Origin of the sequence: Streptomyces venezuelae, assembly GCF_008642295.1 — a bacterium.
In the GTDB taxonomy this organism is placed as follows: Bacteria; Actinomycetota; Actinomycetes; order Streptomycetales; family Streptomycetaceae; genus Streptomyces; species Streptomyces venezuelae_C.
The window spans coordinates 5157212-5170812 of record NZ_CP029190.1; the positions used below are offsets into that span (position 1 = coordinate 5157212).

The window sequence follows — 13601 nt, forward strand, 5'->3', positions numbered from 1 at the left end:
CTCACACCGCCACGACCCGTGGGCGCGAGTCGCGGCGCACATCAGGAGGATTTCCTTACATGTCCATCCAGCAGTCCGACGTGCTGTACACCGCTGTCGCCACCGCCGAGAACGGCCGTGACGGCCGCGTCGCCTCCAACGACGGTCAGCTCGAGGTCGTCGTGAACCCGCCGAAGGAGATGGGCGGCAGCGGCGCCGGCACCAACCCGGAGCAGCTGTTCGCCGCCGGTTACAGCGCCTGCTTCCAGGGTGCGCTCGGCGTCGTCGCCCGCAACGAGAACGCCGACATCACCGGCGCCACCGTGACCGCCGAGGTCGGCATCGGCAAGAACGACGACGGCTTCGGCATCATCGTCAAGATCGTCGCCTCCATTCCGACCGTGGACCAGGAGCGCGCGAAGGACCTCGTCGAGAAGGCCCACCAGGTGTGCCCCTACTCCAAGGCCACCCGCGGCAACATCACCGTCGAGCTCGCCGTCGCCTGACGCCTGACGCCGGCATCTGCGTGACCGGAGGCCGCACCCCCCGCCGGGGGGTGCGGCCTCCGCCGTAAGCTGCCACCATGCGTGATTTCGGTGGGGGATTCGGCTATCTGCTGGCCGGACAGAAGTGGGTGTTCCGGCACGGCCGGTGGTTCGGATTCGGGCTGCTGCCCGGACTGGTGGCATTCGTCCTGTATGCGGCGGCGCTGACCGCACTCGGCTTCGGTGCCGATGACGTGGTCGGCTGGGCCACCCCGTTCGCGGACGACTGGTCCTCCCCGTGGGACGGCCTCTTCCGCGGGTTCCTGACCGCCCTGCTGTTCAGCCTCGGCCTGTTCCTCGCGGTGATCACCTTCACCGCCGTGACCCTGCTGATCGGCGAGCCGTTCTACGAGTCCTTGTCCGAGCAGGTCGAGCGCAGCGAGGGCGGTACCGTCCCGGAATCGGGCCGCTCCCTGGCCCAGGAGCTCTGGATCTCGCTCCGGGACAGCCTGCGGGTGCTCGGCCGGGTGCTGCTCTACGGCATCCTGCTCTTCGCCCTCGGCTTCATCCCCCTCATCGGCCAGACCGTGATCCCGGTGATCGGCTTCTGCGTCTCCGGCTTCTTCCTCACCCTCGAACTCACCGCCGTGGCCCTCCAGCGCCGGGACATAGACCTGGACCGGAGACTCGCCCTGCTGCGCGCCCGCCGCGGGCTGGCCCTCGGCTTCGGGGTCCCGCTGGTGCTGGCCTTCCTGGTCCCGCTGGTCGCGGTCTTCCTGATGCCGGGCGCGGTGGCGGGCGCCACCCTGCTGGCGCGGGACCTGCTGCCCGAGGAGCCGGAGACCGGCTCTGCCACCGAGTCCGGGGACGGCGCGGGGGAGGCTCCCGCCCAGGCCTGGCCCGAGGCTCCCGGGCAGGGGTCCGCTGCCGCCCAGACCTGGCCGTCGGGCCAGGGCCCGGAGACCTCCCCGGGCTTCGGCCCGCCCCCGGCCTCCTTCTAGGCCCGGCCGTAGGGCTGCGCCGCCGTCAGGCTCCGTCGGCCGGGTGGCGCAGCAGTGCCACCGCGTCCGGCTCGCCGGCCGCCACCTGCCGGTCCATGAGCCGGAAGTAGGGGTCGAGCAGTTCGGAGCCGACTCCTTGCTCGGCGGCCGTGCGCAGCAGGGTCCGGTTTCCCGCGGCCTGCATCTCCAGGTTGGCGTCCTCGGAGGCCGCCCCGCCGGAGGCGACGTAGAAGGGCGCCATCGCCGCCAGCCACTCCGTGAGCAGCCCCGCGAAGCCCTCCATGTCGACCTTCTCGTCGCGGACCAGCGCATAGGCGTGCGTCATCCCGGCGAACAGGCCGCTCATGGCACTCAGCAGCGCCACATCGTGCAGGGCGGCAAATCCGGGGTCGGTGCCCACGAAGCGGGCGCCGGCCGGCACCTCCAGGGCGGCCCGGTGCGCCTCGAAGGCCTCGCGGGACCCGCTGTAGAACACGTACCCGCCGGACTCCGGAACGCCGATCATCGGCGGTACGGCCATGATGCCGGCGTCCACGAACCGGGCCCCGCGGGCCTCGGCCCAGGCGGCCCGCGACCGCCCCTCGGCGGGGGTCCCGGTGGTCAGGTTCACCAGGTCCCGCCCGGCCAGGTCGACCCCGTCCAGGGCCTGTCCGACCGAGGCGTCGTCCAGCAGGCACAGGACGACGAGGTCGCCCGCCGCCACCGCCTCGGCGGGACTCGCCGCGACCGCGGCCCCTTCACCGGCCAGCGCGGCGGCCTTGGCGGCGGTGCGGTTCCATACGGTCAGCGGGTGCCCGGCGGCGAGCCAGGTCCGGGCGAGCGCGGTGCCCATGGCGCCGAGCCCGAGCAGCGAAATGCGGGTCTTCCCCGTGGTGTCGGTCATGCCCTTAGCCTTGATCCGGACCGCAGGGTGATCAAGTACGCACTTCGAAGTGGGTGCTTACCCTGGGGTGAGCGTGCAGGCCGGAAGGGGGTAGGGCGATGACGGCGCACCGTCCGGGAGCGAGTCACTGCGGCATCGACGCGGCCATGGAGATCATCAGCGGCAAGTGGAAGGTGCTCATCCTGTGGGCACTGGCGGAGCGTCCCCGGCGCTTCGGGGAGCTCCGCCGGATGATCCCGGGGGTCACCGAGAAGGTCCTCGCGGCGCAGCTCCGCGAACTGGAGACGGACGGCATCCTGCACCGCGAGGCGTACGACGAGGTCCCCCCGCGGGTGGAGTACTCGCTCACCCCGCTCGGGGTGGAACTGAACGAGGCGCTGGCGCCCCTCGGCGCCTGGGGCGGCAAGCACCTCGTCCCGGACGCCCACCGGCCGGTTCAGGCGATGCCGACGGTGAACGCGGCCCGGTAGCCGGTGCCCTCCGTGACCGGGGCCAGGGTCATGGCGCGGCCGTGGTCCCGGTACCGGGCGTCCCGGCCGTTGGGCTGGGCCGGGGCCTTGCGGCGGGCGTACGGCTGGGCCGCGTACACCTTCAGCAGCATGTCCTCGGGGAGGTAGAACACCGAGGTGGTGTGGCTGCGGGCATCCGGGCGCACCTTGAAGTGGATGTGCGGGGCCAGCCCCGCGTACCAGCCCGGGACGATCGTCCGGAACACACAGCGGCCGGAGCCGTCGGTGACCTGGGTGCCGCGGAGCCAGGAGGCCTTGCCGATGGAGTACTCGCCGTCGGAGCCGGCCTGCCAGACGTCGATCTCGACCCCCGGCATCGGACGGCAGCCCGAGGCCATCCCGACCACCGTCAGGTCCAGCCGCAGCGGTACCCCCGTCTGCCCCTCGGTGATGTCCGAGCGGATCCGCTCCTTGGCGACGTAGTACGGTCCCTCGCCCGACTCGGGGGTCAGGACGCAGCCCGGGGTGCTGCCGGTGGTGGCGCGCCCCGCCGCCCCCGCGGGCTGCCGGGCCGCCGCCCCGCCGGATGCGGCCGGGCCGGAGCAGGCCGTGGCCAGCCCGGCCAGACCGGCGAGCCCGGCCGATCCGGCGGCCAGCAGAAGTGTCCGGCGGCTCGTCCGGGAGGTGTCGTCGTCGGTCATGGCCAACCCCTCATACGCGCTCCGGGGGCCGCAGCGTCCGTACGGCCGCCCACCGCGCCCACCGTGCCGCACGGGCCCCGCCCGGCCCGCGGCCGACACGGCCGGCCCGCCCGGATGCCCGCCCGGATCCACCCGGTCAGGCGGGGGCGGATCCCTGCAACAGGGTGACGAAGGCCCGGAAGGCGGCCGGCATGTCCACTGCGGCGGGGTCCAGCAGCCACTGGTACTGGAGGCCGTCCATCACCGCCGTCAGCAGCGGGGCCGCCGCCTCCGGGGTGAGACCGGAGGGCAGCCGGTCGCCGAACTCCGTGCGCAGCACCTCCGCCATCTCCGCCCGGACCTGGGCGTAGCGGTCGGTGAAGAACTCCCGGGCCGGATGGCCCTCCGTCACGCTCTCGCCCAGCAGGGCCGAGAAGGTCTGCACAATGCCCGGCCGCATCGCGTTGTAGTCCACCAGCGAGGCCAGCAGGTCCAGCCGCCACTGCCCGGCCGCGGTGCGGGAGCCGCCGCCGGTGTCCCACCGGTCGCGTTCCTCCAGCACCGCGACGAGCAGGGCCTCCTTGGTCGGGAAGTAGTGCAGCAGGCCCTGCTGGGTGAGGCCCACCCGCTCCGCGACGGTGTTCAGGGAGGCGCCCCGGTAACCGCGTTCCGCGATCACTTCGAGGGCGGCGCGCACGATCTCGCCCCGCCGCTCCTCGCTCCTGGCCCTCGGCATCCGCGTCAGCGCCCCTTCCGGTCTCGCTCGGCCCCTCGCCTCGTCAGAAGGACCGTACGGCATCCGCCCACCCTAGAAGTCACGAATGCATAACAAGACCTACCACTTGCCAGGTGGCAGGTCCACGATGGGGCCACCCGCACAGCACTCGATGAGGAGGCCCGGCCGTGACCGATGCCGATCAGATCCGCAACGACGTCGTGGAAGCCGCGCTCGGCAAGCTCGACCTCGACACCAAGGCCCGGCTCCTGGCCGGCCAGGACATGTGGAGCCTGCCCGCGATCCCCGGGATCGGTCTGGCGTCCCTGGTGATGTCCGACGGCCCGATCGGGGTCCGCGGGGTCCGCTGGACCGCCGACGACCCCTCGATCGCCCTGCCCTCCCCGACCGCGCTCGCCGCCGCCTGGGACCCCGAGACGGCCCGCCGGGCCGGCCGGCTGCTCGCCCAGGAGGCCCGCCGCAAGGGCGTCCACGTGCTGCTCGCCCCCACCGTCAACCTGCACCGGTCCCCGCTGGGCGGCCGGCACTTCGAGTGCTACTCCGAGGACCCCCACCTCACCGGCGAGACCGGGACCGGCTACGTCCGCGGCGTCCAGGAAGGGGGCGTGGGCACCATCGTCAAGCACTTCGTCGGCAACGACGCCGAGACCGAGCGCTTCACCGTCGACAGCGTCATCGCCCCGCGCCCGCTGCACGAGCTCTACCTGGCCCCCTTCGAGGCCATCGTCAGGAACGCCCGCCCCTGGGGCATCATGACGGCCTACAACCAGGTCAACGGCACCACCATGACCGAGCACCGCCACCTGGTGGGCGAAGTGCTCCGCGGCGCATGGGGATTCGACGGCTGCAACGTCTCCGACTGGATGGCCGCCCGGTCCACCGTCCGCGGCATCCTCGGCGGGCTGGACGTGGCCATGCCCGGCCCGCAGACCGTCTACGGGCCCGCCCTCGCCGATTCCGTCCGCTCCGGCGCGGTCCAGGAGAGCGCCGTGGACGAGGCCGTCCGCAATGTGCTGCGGCTGGCCGCCCGGGCCGGTCTGCTGGAGGGCGCCCCGGCCGTGGTCACCGAGGCCCCGCCGGCCGTGGACGGGCAGGCGCTGGCCCGGGAGATCGCCGCCCGCGGCATGGTCCTGGTCCGCAACGAGGGCGGCGCCCTGCCCCTGGACCCCGGGCAGGGCCGGACGGTCGCCCTCATCGGCGCCGCCGCCCGCGATGCCCGCGTGCTCGGCGGCGGATCCGCCACCGTCTTCCCCGAGCGGGTGGTCTCCCCGCTCGACGGCCTCACCGCCGCCCTCCCGCCCGGCACCCTCCGCTACGCCGTCGGCGCCGACCCCGGCGATGAACCCGTCCCCGCCGGCCAGGGCTTCGTCCTGCGCGCCGTCTGCCGGGACGCCGCCGGTACCGTGCTCGGCGAGGGCAGCCTGCCCTCCGGCCAAGTGCAGTGGATCGGGGACGACCTGCCGGCCGGAGCCACGTACGAGACCATGGCCACCATCGAGGTCACCGGCACGTTCACCCCGCGCGAGACCGGCGAACACGCCTTCGGCACCCGCGGGCTGGGCGCCTTCACCCTCTCCGTCGGCGGCAGGGTGCTGTGGGAGGGCGTCCAGCAGATGGGCGACGAGGCCGACCCCTTCGAGGCCTTCTTCGGCGCCCCCAGCGAGCGCGGCCGGGTCCACCTCACCGCGGCCGAGCCCACCGAGGTCTCCCTGGTCTTCACGGTCCCCGACACCAGCGCACTGCCCCTCAAGGCCATCATGTTCTCGCTGCTCCACCTCGGGCCGCGGCGGGACGCCGACGAACTGATCGCCGAGGCCGTGGCCGCCGCCCGGTCCGCGGACACCGCCGTCGTGGTCGTCGCCACCACCGAGCGCGTGGAGTCCGAGGGCTTCGACCGCAAGGACCTGGCCCTGCCGGGCCGCCAGGACGACCTGGTCCGGGCGGTGGCCGCGGTCAACCCGAACACCGTGGTGGTCGTGAACGCCGGCTCCCCGGTGGAACTGCCCTGGCGCGAGGAGGTCGCCGCCGTACTGCTGACCTGGTTCCCCGGCCAGGAGGGCGGGGCCGCACTGGCCGACGTCCTGCTCGGGGCCGTAGAGCCGGGCGGGCGGCTGCCCACCACCTGGCCGGCCGTGCTCGCCGACGCGCCGGTGACCGAGGTGGTCCCGACGGAGGGCCGGCTGGAGTACTGCGAGGGCCTGTTCATCGGCTACCGCGCCTACGAGCGGCAGGGCATCACGCCCGCCTACGCCTTCGGGCACGGACTCGGCTACACCGACTGGAGGTACGAGTCCCTGGAGGTCACCGGCAGCACCGCACGGGTCCGCCTCACCAACACCGGCAGCCGCCCCGGCCGCGAGGTGGTCCAGATCTACCTGGCCCCGGACGGGGACGCCCACGGCCGCCCGGCCGCCTGGCTGGCCGCGTTCGCGGGCGTCGAGGCGGGCCCCGGCGAAAGCGTCGAGGCCGAGATCGCGCTGCCGGTCCGGGCCTTCGAGATCTGGGACGAGGAGGCCGCCGGTTGGCGGCGGATCGGCGGGCGCTACGAGGTCCGGGCGAGCCACTCCTCCGCCGACACCCGGCTGAGGGCCACCCTGGAACTCTGATCCACCGGTGGCCGGAAATCACCCACGAACCGGACCGGGAGCGGCACCTGACGGTCCCTCCCGGTCCTCCGGCACCCCTCCCGGTCCCCCCGGCACCCCTGCCGGGGCACCACACCTAGATCGGTGGTTCGGCCGCCGTCACCTGGCGGTGCGCCAGCTCCGCGAGCCGGGCCTGCCCGTTCTTGCCCGGATGGAACCAGTCCCACTTGCTCAACTGCTCCACCGAGAACGGGTACTGGAACACCGCACCCCCGTCCCAGCGGCACAGCGTGTCCTTCGCGCACACCTCGCGCAAGACCTCGTTGTACGCCACCACCCGCGCCCGCACCTGCTCGCGGCGGGCCACCGCGGCCGGCGTCACCGACCCTGCGTCCGCCAGCATCGACGGGCAGATCCCCAGCTTCCAGATCTGCCGGCCCAGCGGGCTGTCCTTGCCGGTCTGCCACAGCCGCAGCAGGTCCGGCACGCTGGAGACGTACACCTGGGTCTTCGGGGCGGTCTTGCGCAGTTCCGCCAGCCCCTTCTCGAAATCGGCCCGGAACTCCGCCACCGGCGTCATCGCCGAAGCCGTCGGACGGCAGGCGTCGTTCGACCCGACCATCACCGTGACCAGATCGGGCCGGTTCCCGGCCGCCGCCGCCAGCTGCCCGGGCAGGTCCGCCATCCGGGAACCGGTGGCGGCGTGGTTCCAGCTCCGCGACGGGGCCTCGGTGCTGCCCAGCAGCCGGCTGGCCAGGGACTGGACCTCCGGGTCGTCCCCGGTGGCCCAGGAGGCCTCCGGGCAGTCCGCGAGAACCGAACAGGCATCGAAACCGCGGGTGATGGAGTCACCCACAGCGGCGATGGACGCGGGAGAGGTGTTCCAGCGCGGGGTGGGGGAGGGAGAGGGGCGCACGGCGTTCTGCGCGCCCCGCTCCCCGCCGGCCCCCGGTCCCTCGCTCTGACAGCCTGTCACCGCCCCCACCAGGACCGCTGCTGCTGCCGCCGCCCCCGCGAACGCCGTCCGCGCACGCCGGCGCTCGGTGGTGGTGCGCATCGCGTGCTCCCCTCCCTCGTCCTCGCCGGTCCGCCCGGGACGTCCCGCCGAGTGAAAGCTCTGTGTTTCCCTGGCCCTGGACCGACCGTACGTCACACCGGGACCCCCGGCGCACGGTAGCTTTTTCCCGTGGCGTTTCGGCCGCGGGGCCCGTAACGCAATGTCTGATCGTTTCCGGTAAATTACATCACGTCACATACTGTCCGTTTTCAGGAGTTTCTTCCCGACCTCGTCCCACACTGGAGGTCCCGGTGACGACACGTGGAGTTCTGTACGTGCACTCCGCACCGCGCGCGCTCTGCCCGCATGTGGAATGGGCGGTCGCGGGCGTGCTCGGAGTACGGGTGAACCTCGACTGGATCAGGCAGCCCGCCTCGCCGGGCACCTGGAGAGCCGAGTTCTCCTGGCAGGCCGAACCCGGCACCGCCTCGAAGCTCGCCTCCGCCCTGCGCGGCTGGCACCTGCTGCGCTTCGAGGTCACCGCCGAACCCTGCTCCACGGCCGAAGGCGAACGCTACAGCTCCACCCCGGAGCTGGGGATCTTCCACGCCGTCACCGGAATGCACGGCGACATCCTGATCCCCGAGGACCGGCTGCGCGCCGCCCTGGCCCGGTCCGCCCGCGGCGAGACCGAACTGGAGGGGGAGATCGCCAAGCTGCTCGGCAAGCCCTGGGACGACGAGCTGGAGCCCTTCCGGTACGCCGGCGAAGGCGCCCCCGTCCGCTGGCTCCACCAGGTGGTCTGATCACGCAGCAGGCCCCCGCCCGGTTCCCCGGGCGGGGGCCTGCGCATGTGTCTCACACGGTTCAGACGGTTCAGAGGGTCCGGAACGCCAGGGTGACGTTGTGGCCGCCGAAGCCGAAGGAGTTGTTGATCGCGGCGATCTGGCCGTCGGCCGGCAGCTTGCGCGGCTCGCCGACCACGATGTCCGCGTCGATGTCCTCGTCCAGCTCGTCCACGTTGATGGTCGGCGGGGCGGTCCGGTGGTGCAGCGCCAGCACGGTCGCGACGGTCTCGATACCGCCCGCACCGCCCAGCAGGTGACCGGTCATCGACTTGGTGGCGGAGATCGCCACGTGGTCGAGGTCGTCACCCAGCACCTTGCGCAGCGCCTTGATCTCGGCGATGTCGCCCTGCGGGGTGGACGTGGCGTGCGCGTTGAGGTGGACCACCTCGGCCGGCTTCAGACCCGTGTTGTCGAGCAGGTTCTGGACCGCCGCCGCGACACCGCGGCCGGTCGGCTCTGGCTGCGCGATGTGGTGGGAGTCGGCCGACAGGCCCTGGCCCAGCACCTCGCAGTACACCCGGGCACCGCGCGCGGCGGCGTGCTCCGCGGACTCCAGCACCACGACACCCGCGCCCTCGCCGAGGACGAAGCCGTCCCGGCCCTTGTCGTACGGGCGGGAGGCCTTGGTGGGCTCCTCGTTGTTCTTGGACATCGCCATCATGTTGGCGAACGCGGCGATCGGCAGCGGGTGGATCGCCGCCTCGGTACCGCCGGCGACGACCACGTCGGCCCGGCCGGTACGGATCATCTCGACGGCGTAGCCGATGGCCTCGGCACCCGAGGCACACGCGGACACCGGGGTGTGCACGCCCGCCTGGGCGTTCACCTCCAGGCCGACGTTGGCGGAGGGGCCGTTCGGCATGAGCATGGGGACGGTGTGCGGGGAAACCCGGCGCACACCCTTTTCCTTCAGTACGTCGTACTGGTCGAGCAGCGTGGTGACACCGCCGATACCGGAGGCGATCACGGTGCCCAGGCGCTCCGGGGCGACCGAGGCGTCCTCGCCCGCCGGAGCGGTGTATCCGGCGTCGGCCCACGCTTCCTTGGCGGCGATCAGCGCGAACTGCGCCGAGCGGTCCAGCTTGCGGGCCAGCGGCCGGGGCAGAACCTCGCTCGGGTCGACGGCGGCCGGCGCGGCGATGCGGACCGGGAGTTCGGCGAAGCGCTCGCCCTCCAGGGGCTTCACTCCGGAACGGCCGGCAAGCAGACCTTCCCAGGTCGATGCGCTGTCGCCACCCAGCGGAGTGGTTGCGCCGATACCGGTGACGACCACGGTGCGATTGGTCGGGCTCACAGGAATTCTTTCTCCACGTGTAGAGGGTGCTGAATTGTCACGGCGCCACCGCCGGGTGGCGACAAACGCTCGTCAGGCTCAGGCAGCCTGGTGCTTCAGGATGTACTCCGTGGCGTCGCCGACGGTCTTCAGGTTCTTGACGTCCTCGTCGGGGATCTTCACCTCGAAGCGCTCTTCGGCGGCGACGACGACCTCGACCATCGACAGCGAGTCGACGTCCAGGTCATCGGTGAAGGACTTGTCGACCTGGACGTCCTCGACCGGGATACCGGCGATCTCGTTGACGATCTCGGCGAGGCCCTCGACGATCTCTTCCTGCGTGGCGGCCATGTGGCGCTCCTTCTCTAGCTGTCTGGGTAGATCTCGGGCGGGGAAACGATCCCCCGGCCCTAGGGGAGGGTAACGACCGTCGCGGCGTAGACGAGTCCCGCCCCGAAGCCGATGACGAGTGCGGTGTCGCCGCTCTTCGCCGCTCCGGTCGCCAGGAGCCGCTCCATCGCGAGCGGGATCGAGGCGGCCGAGGTGTTGCCGGTGGTTTCCACGTCACGGGCGACCGTCACGTGCTCCGGCAGTTTCAGAGTCTTCACCATCGAGTCGATGATCCGCATGTTTGCCTGGTGCGGAATGAAGACGTCCAGGTCGTCCGCGGTGATCCCGGCCGCGTCGAGCGCCTGCTGGGCCACCTTGGCCATCTCGAAGACGGCCCAGCGGAACACCGCCTGGCCCTCCTGCGTGATGGCCGGGAACTTCTCGCCGCCGTCGGCGCCGCGGTACTCGTCCCACGGCACGGTCTGCTTGATGGTCTCGGACTTGTCGCCCTCCGAACCCCACACCGTGGGGCCGATGGCCGGCTCCGGCGAGGGGCCCACGACCACGGCACCGGCACCGTCACCGAACAGGAAGGCCGTCGCGCGGTCCTCCAGGTCGGTCAGGTCCGAGAGCCGCTCCACGCCGATGACCAGCACGTACTCGGCGGATCCTTCAACGACCAGCCCCTTGGCCAGGGTGAGGCCGTAGCCGAAGCCGGCGCAGCCCGCCGAGATGTCGAACGCCGCGGGCTTGCCGGCACCGATCCGGTCGGCGATCTCGGTCGCCACGGCCGGGGTCTGCTTGAAGTGCGAGACCGTCGAGACGATCACGGCACCGATCTGCTCCGGGGAGATCCCGGCGTCGGCAAGAGCCTTGCCCGACGCCTCCACCGACATCGCGGCCACGGTCTCCTGCGGAGAGGCCCAGTGGCGGGTGGCGATACCGGACCGGGAGCGGATCCACTCGTCGGACGAGTCGATCGTCTCCAGGATCACCTCGTTGGGCACCACCCGGGTCGGCCGGTATCCGCCGACCCCGAGGATGCGTGCGTAGGGGGAGCCCTTGGCAGGCTTGATCTTCGACATGCTGTGTGGGCTCCTTCTGTCAGACCGTGAGCGAGGCGACGAGCGCCTTGGCCTGCTCGAGGTCGTCCGGGGTCTTGAGGGCCACGGAGGGCACGCCCTTGAGGGCGCGCTTGGCCAGCCCCGTCAGGGTGCCACCGGGGCACAGCTCGATGATCCCGGTGACGCCGAGTCCGGCGAAGGTCTCCATGCACAGGTCCCAGCGGACCGGGTTGGCGACCTGACCGACCAGACGGGCGACGACCTCGGCGCCCGTGGCGACGGCCTGACCGTCCTTGTTGGAGATGTACGCGACAGCCGGGTCGGCGGGGGACAGGGCCTGGGCGGCCTCCTCCAGCCGGGCCACCGCAGGCGCCATGTGGTGCGTGTGGAAGGCGCCCGCGACCTTGAGGGCGACGACCTTCATGCTGCCCTCGGGCTTGTCGGCCGCCAGGGCGGCCAGCTGCTCCTCGGTGCCGGCGGCCACGATCTGTCCGGCGCCGTTGATGTTCGCCGGGGTCAGCCCCAGCTTCTCCAGGTGCGCGACGACCACGTCCTGGTCACCGCCGAGCACCGCGGACATGCCGGTCGGCGTGACCTTGGCGGCCTCCGCCATGCCCAGCCCGCGGGTGCGGACGAAGGACAGCGCGTCCTCGTGGCTCAGCACACCGGCGTACGCGGCGGCCGTGATCTCACCGACGCTGTGACCGGCGACGGCGCCGGGCGTGATGCCGTCGAGGTGGGCGGCTGCCAGCAGCCCGGCGGCCACCAGCAGCGGCTGCGCCACCGCGGTGTCGCGGATCTCGTCCGCGTCCGCCTTCGTGCCGAAGTGGGCAAGGTCGAGCTCAATGGCCTCGGACCAGGCGGCGACACGGTCGGCGGCGCCGGGCAGTTCGAGCCAGGGGGTCAGGAAGCCGGGCGTCTGAGCGCCTTGGCCGGGAGCGACGAGTACGAGCACCCTCACACTCTCTCTTGTTGTCGGTCCGCCCCGCCCGTGGGGACAGGGACGAAGAACAGTCGGGGGAATTGTTGATGTCCGACAAAAGTCTAGGACTGCTGATCTCCGTCGGCCAGACGCCCGAGAATCAGCGCGATCCGCAGAGTGAACGCTGAGCGGACATCGGAGGGTGACCAGCCGGTGACGTCGGTCACACGTCGGAGCCGGTAGCGCACGGTGTTGGGGTGCACAAACAGCATCCGAGCTGCGCCTTCGAGACTGCTCGCCTGCTCCAGGTACACGCTGAGCGTCTCAAGCAAAGCTGAGCCCGCTTCTTCAAGCGGTCTGTAGATCTCCTCCACCAGCTGCTCGCGCGCCGAAGGGTCGGAGGCGATCGCGCGCTCCGGCAGGAGATCGTCCGCGAGGACCGGCCGGGGCGCGTCCTGCCAGGCCGAGCAGGCCTTCAGCCCGGCCGTGGCGGCCTGCGCGGACCGGGTCGCCGCCATCAGGTCCGGCACCACCGGCCCCGCCACCACCGGGCCGGCCGCGAACGGCCCGATCAGCGACTTCGCAACCTGGAGCGGATTGTCGCTGCCACCGGCGATGACCACGAGCCGGTCGCCGAGCACCCCGGTGAGCACCTGCAGCTTGGCGTGCCGGGAGGCCCGCCGGATCGCCTCGACGGTCAGTTCGCTGTCCCCGTCCGGGGCCGTGCCCAGCACCACGCACACGTGCTCCGGCGAGTTCCAGCCCAGCGCCGCGGCCCGGGACAGAGCGCCCTCGTCGGCCTCCCCGGACAGCACCGCGTTGACCACCAGCGACTCCAGCCGGGCGTCCCAGGCACCGCGGGCCTCGGCGGCCTGCGCGTACACCTGGGCGGTGGCGAAGGCGATCTCCCGGGCGTAGACGAGCAGGGCCTCGCGCAGGATCGACTCGTCGCCGGGGGCGGCGACCTCCTCGATGGCCGTTTCCATGACCTCGATGGTCGTCCGGACCATCTCCACGGTCTGGCGCAGGGTGATCGCCCGGGTCAGCTCGCGCGGAGCGGTGCCGAAGACATCGGTCGAGATCGCCTGCGGGGTCTCGGGGTGCCGGAACCACTCGGTGAACGCGGCGATGCCGGCCTGGGCGACCAGGCCGATCCAGGACCGGTTCTCCGGGGGCATCGCCCGGTACCACGGCAGCGTCTCGTCCATACGGGCGATCGCGTTCGCGGCCAGCCGCCCGGAGGACTTCTCCAGCCGGCGCAGCGTCGCGGTGTGCGGATGGGCGGGCTGCGCGGGCAGGTGCGCGGGCGCAGCCTCGGGCACCTGCTCGGGGGAATGCTCACGTTCGGGTTGGGGCACGGGACAAGACT

Annotated in this window: 14 protein-coding genes; 5 read left to right on the top strand and 9 right to left on the bottom strand. The window is 72.2% G+C overall.

Annotated features, from left to right (window positions below; all coding sequences use genetic code 11):
• Positions 1 to 59: 59 nt before the first annotated feature.
• Together DEJ50_RS23180 and DEJ50_RS23185 are read left to right on the top strand one after the other, a co-directional pair.
• Positions 60 to 485 (top strand): organic hydroperoxide resistance protein, encoded by a 426-nt coding sequence (locus tag DEJ50_RS23180; RefSeq protein ID WP_150209978.1) that lies wholly within the window; start codon positions 60 to 62, stop codon positions 483 to 485.
• A gap of 77 nt (positions 486 to 562) precedes the next feature.
• Complete coding sequence (locus DEJ50_RS23185; protein ID WP_150209980.1) at positions 563 to 1465, top strand: EI24 domain-containing protein; 903 nt, start codon at positions 563 to 565, stop codon at positions 1463 to 1465.
• 25 nt (positions 1466 to 1490) lie between these two features.
• Here the strand turns inward: DEJ50_RS23185 and DEJ50_RS23190 are convergent, their stop codons facing one another.
• Positions 1491 to 2348, bottom strand: coding sequence for an NAD(P)-dependent oxidoreductase (locus DEJ50_RS23190; protein ID WP_150209982.1), 858 nt, complete (start codon positions 2346 to 2348; stop codon positions 1491 to 1493).
• A 98-nt stretch (positions 2349 to 2446) separates the two neighbouring features.
• Here DEJ50_RS23190 and DEJ50_RS23195 point away from each other — a divergent pair, with 98 nt between their 5' ends.
• Positions 2447 to 2818 (top strand): winged helix-turn-helix transcriptional regulator, encoded by a 372-nt coding sequence (locus DEJ50_RS23195; RefSeq protein ID WP_150209983.1) that lies wholly within the window; start codon positions 2447 to 2449, stop codon positions 2816 to 2818.
• Here DEJ50_RS23195 and DEJ50_RS23200 read toward each other — a convergent pair.
• Both DEJ50_RS23200 and DEJ50_RS23205 read right to left on the bottom strand, forming a co-directional pair.
• The gene (locus tag DEJ50_RS23200; RefSeq protein ID WP_150209985.1) at positions 2785 to 3498 is read right to left on the bottom strand and encodes an intradiol ring-cleavage dioxygenase; all 714 of its coding nucleotides are present in this window, start codon (positions 3496 to 3498) and stop codon (positions 2785 to 2787) included. The genes DEJ50_RS23195 and DEJ50_RS23200 overlap by 34 nt on opposite strands.
• A 136-nt stretch (positions 3499 to 3634) precedes the next feature.
• Positions 3635 to 4213, bottom strand: a complete 579-nt coding sequence (locus tag DEJ50_RS23205) for a TetR/AcrR family transcriptional regulator (RefSeq protein WP_150209987.1) — start codon at positions 4211 to 4213, stop codon at positions 3635 to 3637.
• A gap of 167 nt (positions 4214 to 4380) precedes the next feature.
• Here DEJ50_RS23205 and DEJ50_RS23210 point away from each other — a divergent pair, with 167 nt between their 5' ends.
• A complete protein-coding gene (locus DEJ50_RS23210) occupies positions 4381 to 6819 on the top strand; it encodes a beta-glucosidase (RefSeq protein WP_150209988.1) in 2439 nt (812 codons plus the stop codon).
• A 115-nt stretch (positions 6820 to 6934) separates the two neighbouring features.
• Here the strand turns inward: DEJ50_RS23210 and DEJ50_RS23215 are convergent, their stop codons facing one another.
• Positions 6935 to 7855 carry an SGNH/GDSL hydrolase family protein gene (locus tag DEJ50_RS23215; RefSeq protein ID WP_150209990.1) on the bottom strand — a complete coding sequence of 307 codons (921 nt, stop codon included), beginning with the start codon at positions 7853 to 7855 and terminating at the stop codon, positions 6935 to 6937.
• Between the two features lie 251 nt (positions 7856 to 8106).
• Here DEJ50_RS23215 and DEJ50_RS23220 point away from each other — a divergent pair, with 251 nt between their 5' ends.
• Positions 8107 to 8601 carry a DUF3145 domain-containing protein gene (locus DEJ50_RS23220; RefSeq protein WP_150209992.1) on the top strand — a complete coding sequence of 165 codons (495 nt, stop codon included), beginning with the start codon at positions 8107 to 8109 and terminating at the stop codon, positions 8599 to 8601.
• Between the two features lie 70 nt (positions 8602 to 8671).
• Here DEJ50_RS23220 and fabF read toward each other — a convergent pair whose 3' ends face one another.
• The 5 genes from fabF to DEJ50_RS23245 form a co-directional block, all read right to left on the bottom strand.
• Positions 8672 to 9937 (bottom strand): beta-ketoacyl-ACP synthase II, encoded by a 1266-nt coding sequence (gene fabF / locus DEJ50_RS23225; RefSeq protein WP_150209993.1) that lies wholly within the window; start codon positions 9935 to 9937, stop codon positions 8672 to 8674.
• Positions 9938 to 10015: 78 nt separating this feature from the next.
• On the bottom strand, positions 10016 to 10267 hold the full coding sequence (locus DEJ50_RS23230) for an acyl carrier protein (protein ID WP_150209995.1): 252 nt from the start codon (positions 10265 to 10267) through the stop codon (positions 10016 to 10018).
• A gap of 59 nt (positions 10268 to 10326) precedes the next feature.
• Entirely contained in the window at positions 10327 to 11331 is a 1005-nt protein-coding gene (locus tag DEJ50_RS23235; RefSeq protein WP_150209997.1) for a ketoacyl-ACP synthase III, read from the bottom strand.
• 19 nt (positions 11332 to 11350) lie between these two features.
• Entirely contained in the window at positions 11351 to 12265 is a 915-nt protein-coding gene (locus DEJ50_RS23240) for an ACP S-malonyltransferase (protein WP_150209999.1), read from the bottom strand.
• A gap of 89 nt (positions 12266 to 12354) precedes the next feature.
• Positions 12355 to 13554 carry a PucR family transcriptional regulator gene (locus DEJ50_RS23245; protein ID WP_150212304.1) on the bottom strand — a complete coding sequence of 400 codons (1200 nt, stop codon included), beginning with the start codon at positions 13552 to 13554 and terminating at the stop codon, positions 12355 to 12357.
• Between the last annotated feature and the right edge of the window lie 47 nt (positions 13555 to 13601).

Coding starts and splice junctions, on each gene's coding strand:
- DEJ50_RS23180 (WP_150209978.1), top strand. CDS start 60: ATGTCCATCCAGCAGTCCGACGTGCTGTACACCGCTGTCGCCACCGCC.
- DEJ50_RS23185 (WP_150209980.1), top strand. CDS start 563: ATGCGTGATTTCGGTGGGGGATTCGGCTATCTGCTGGCCGGACAGAAG.
- DEJ50_RS23190 (WP_150209982.1), bottom strand. CDS start 2,348: ATGACCGACACCACGGGGAAGACCCGCATTTCGCTGCTCGGGCTCGGC.
- DEJ50_RS23195 (WP_150209983.1), top strand. CDS start 2,447: ATGACGGCGCACCGTCCGGGAGCGAGTCACTGCGGCATCGACGCGGCC.
- DEJ50_RS23200 (WP_150209985.1), bottom strand. CDS start 3,498: ATGACCGACGACGACACCTCCCGGACGAGCCGCCGGACACTTCTGCTG.
- DEJ50_RS23205 (WP_150209987.1), bottom strand. CDS start 4,213: ATGCCGAGGGCCAGGAGCGAGGAGCGGCGGGGCGAGATCGTGCGCGCC.
- DEJ50_RS23215 (WP_150209990.1), bottom strand. CDS start 7,855: ATGCGCACCACCACCGAGCGCCGGCGTGCGCGGACGGCGTTCGCGGGG.
- DEJ50_RS23230 (WP_150209995.1), bottom strand. CDS start 10,267: ATGGCCGCCACGCAGGAAGAGATCGTCGAGGGCCTCGCCGAGATCGTC.
- DEJ50_RS23235 (WP_150209997.1), bottom strand. CDS start 11,331: ATGTCGAAGATCAAGCCTGCCAAGGGCTCCCCCTACGCACGCATCCTC.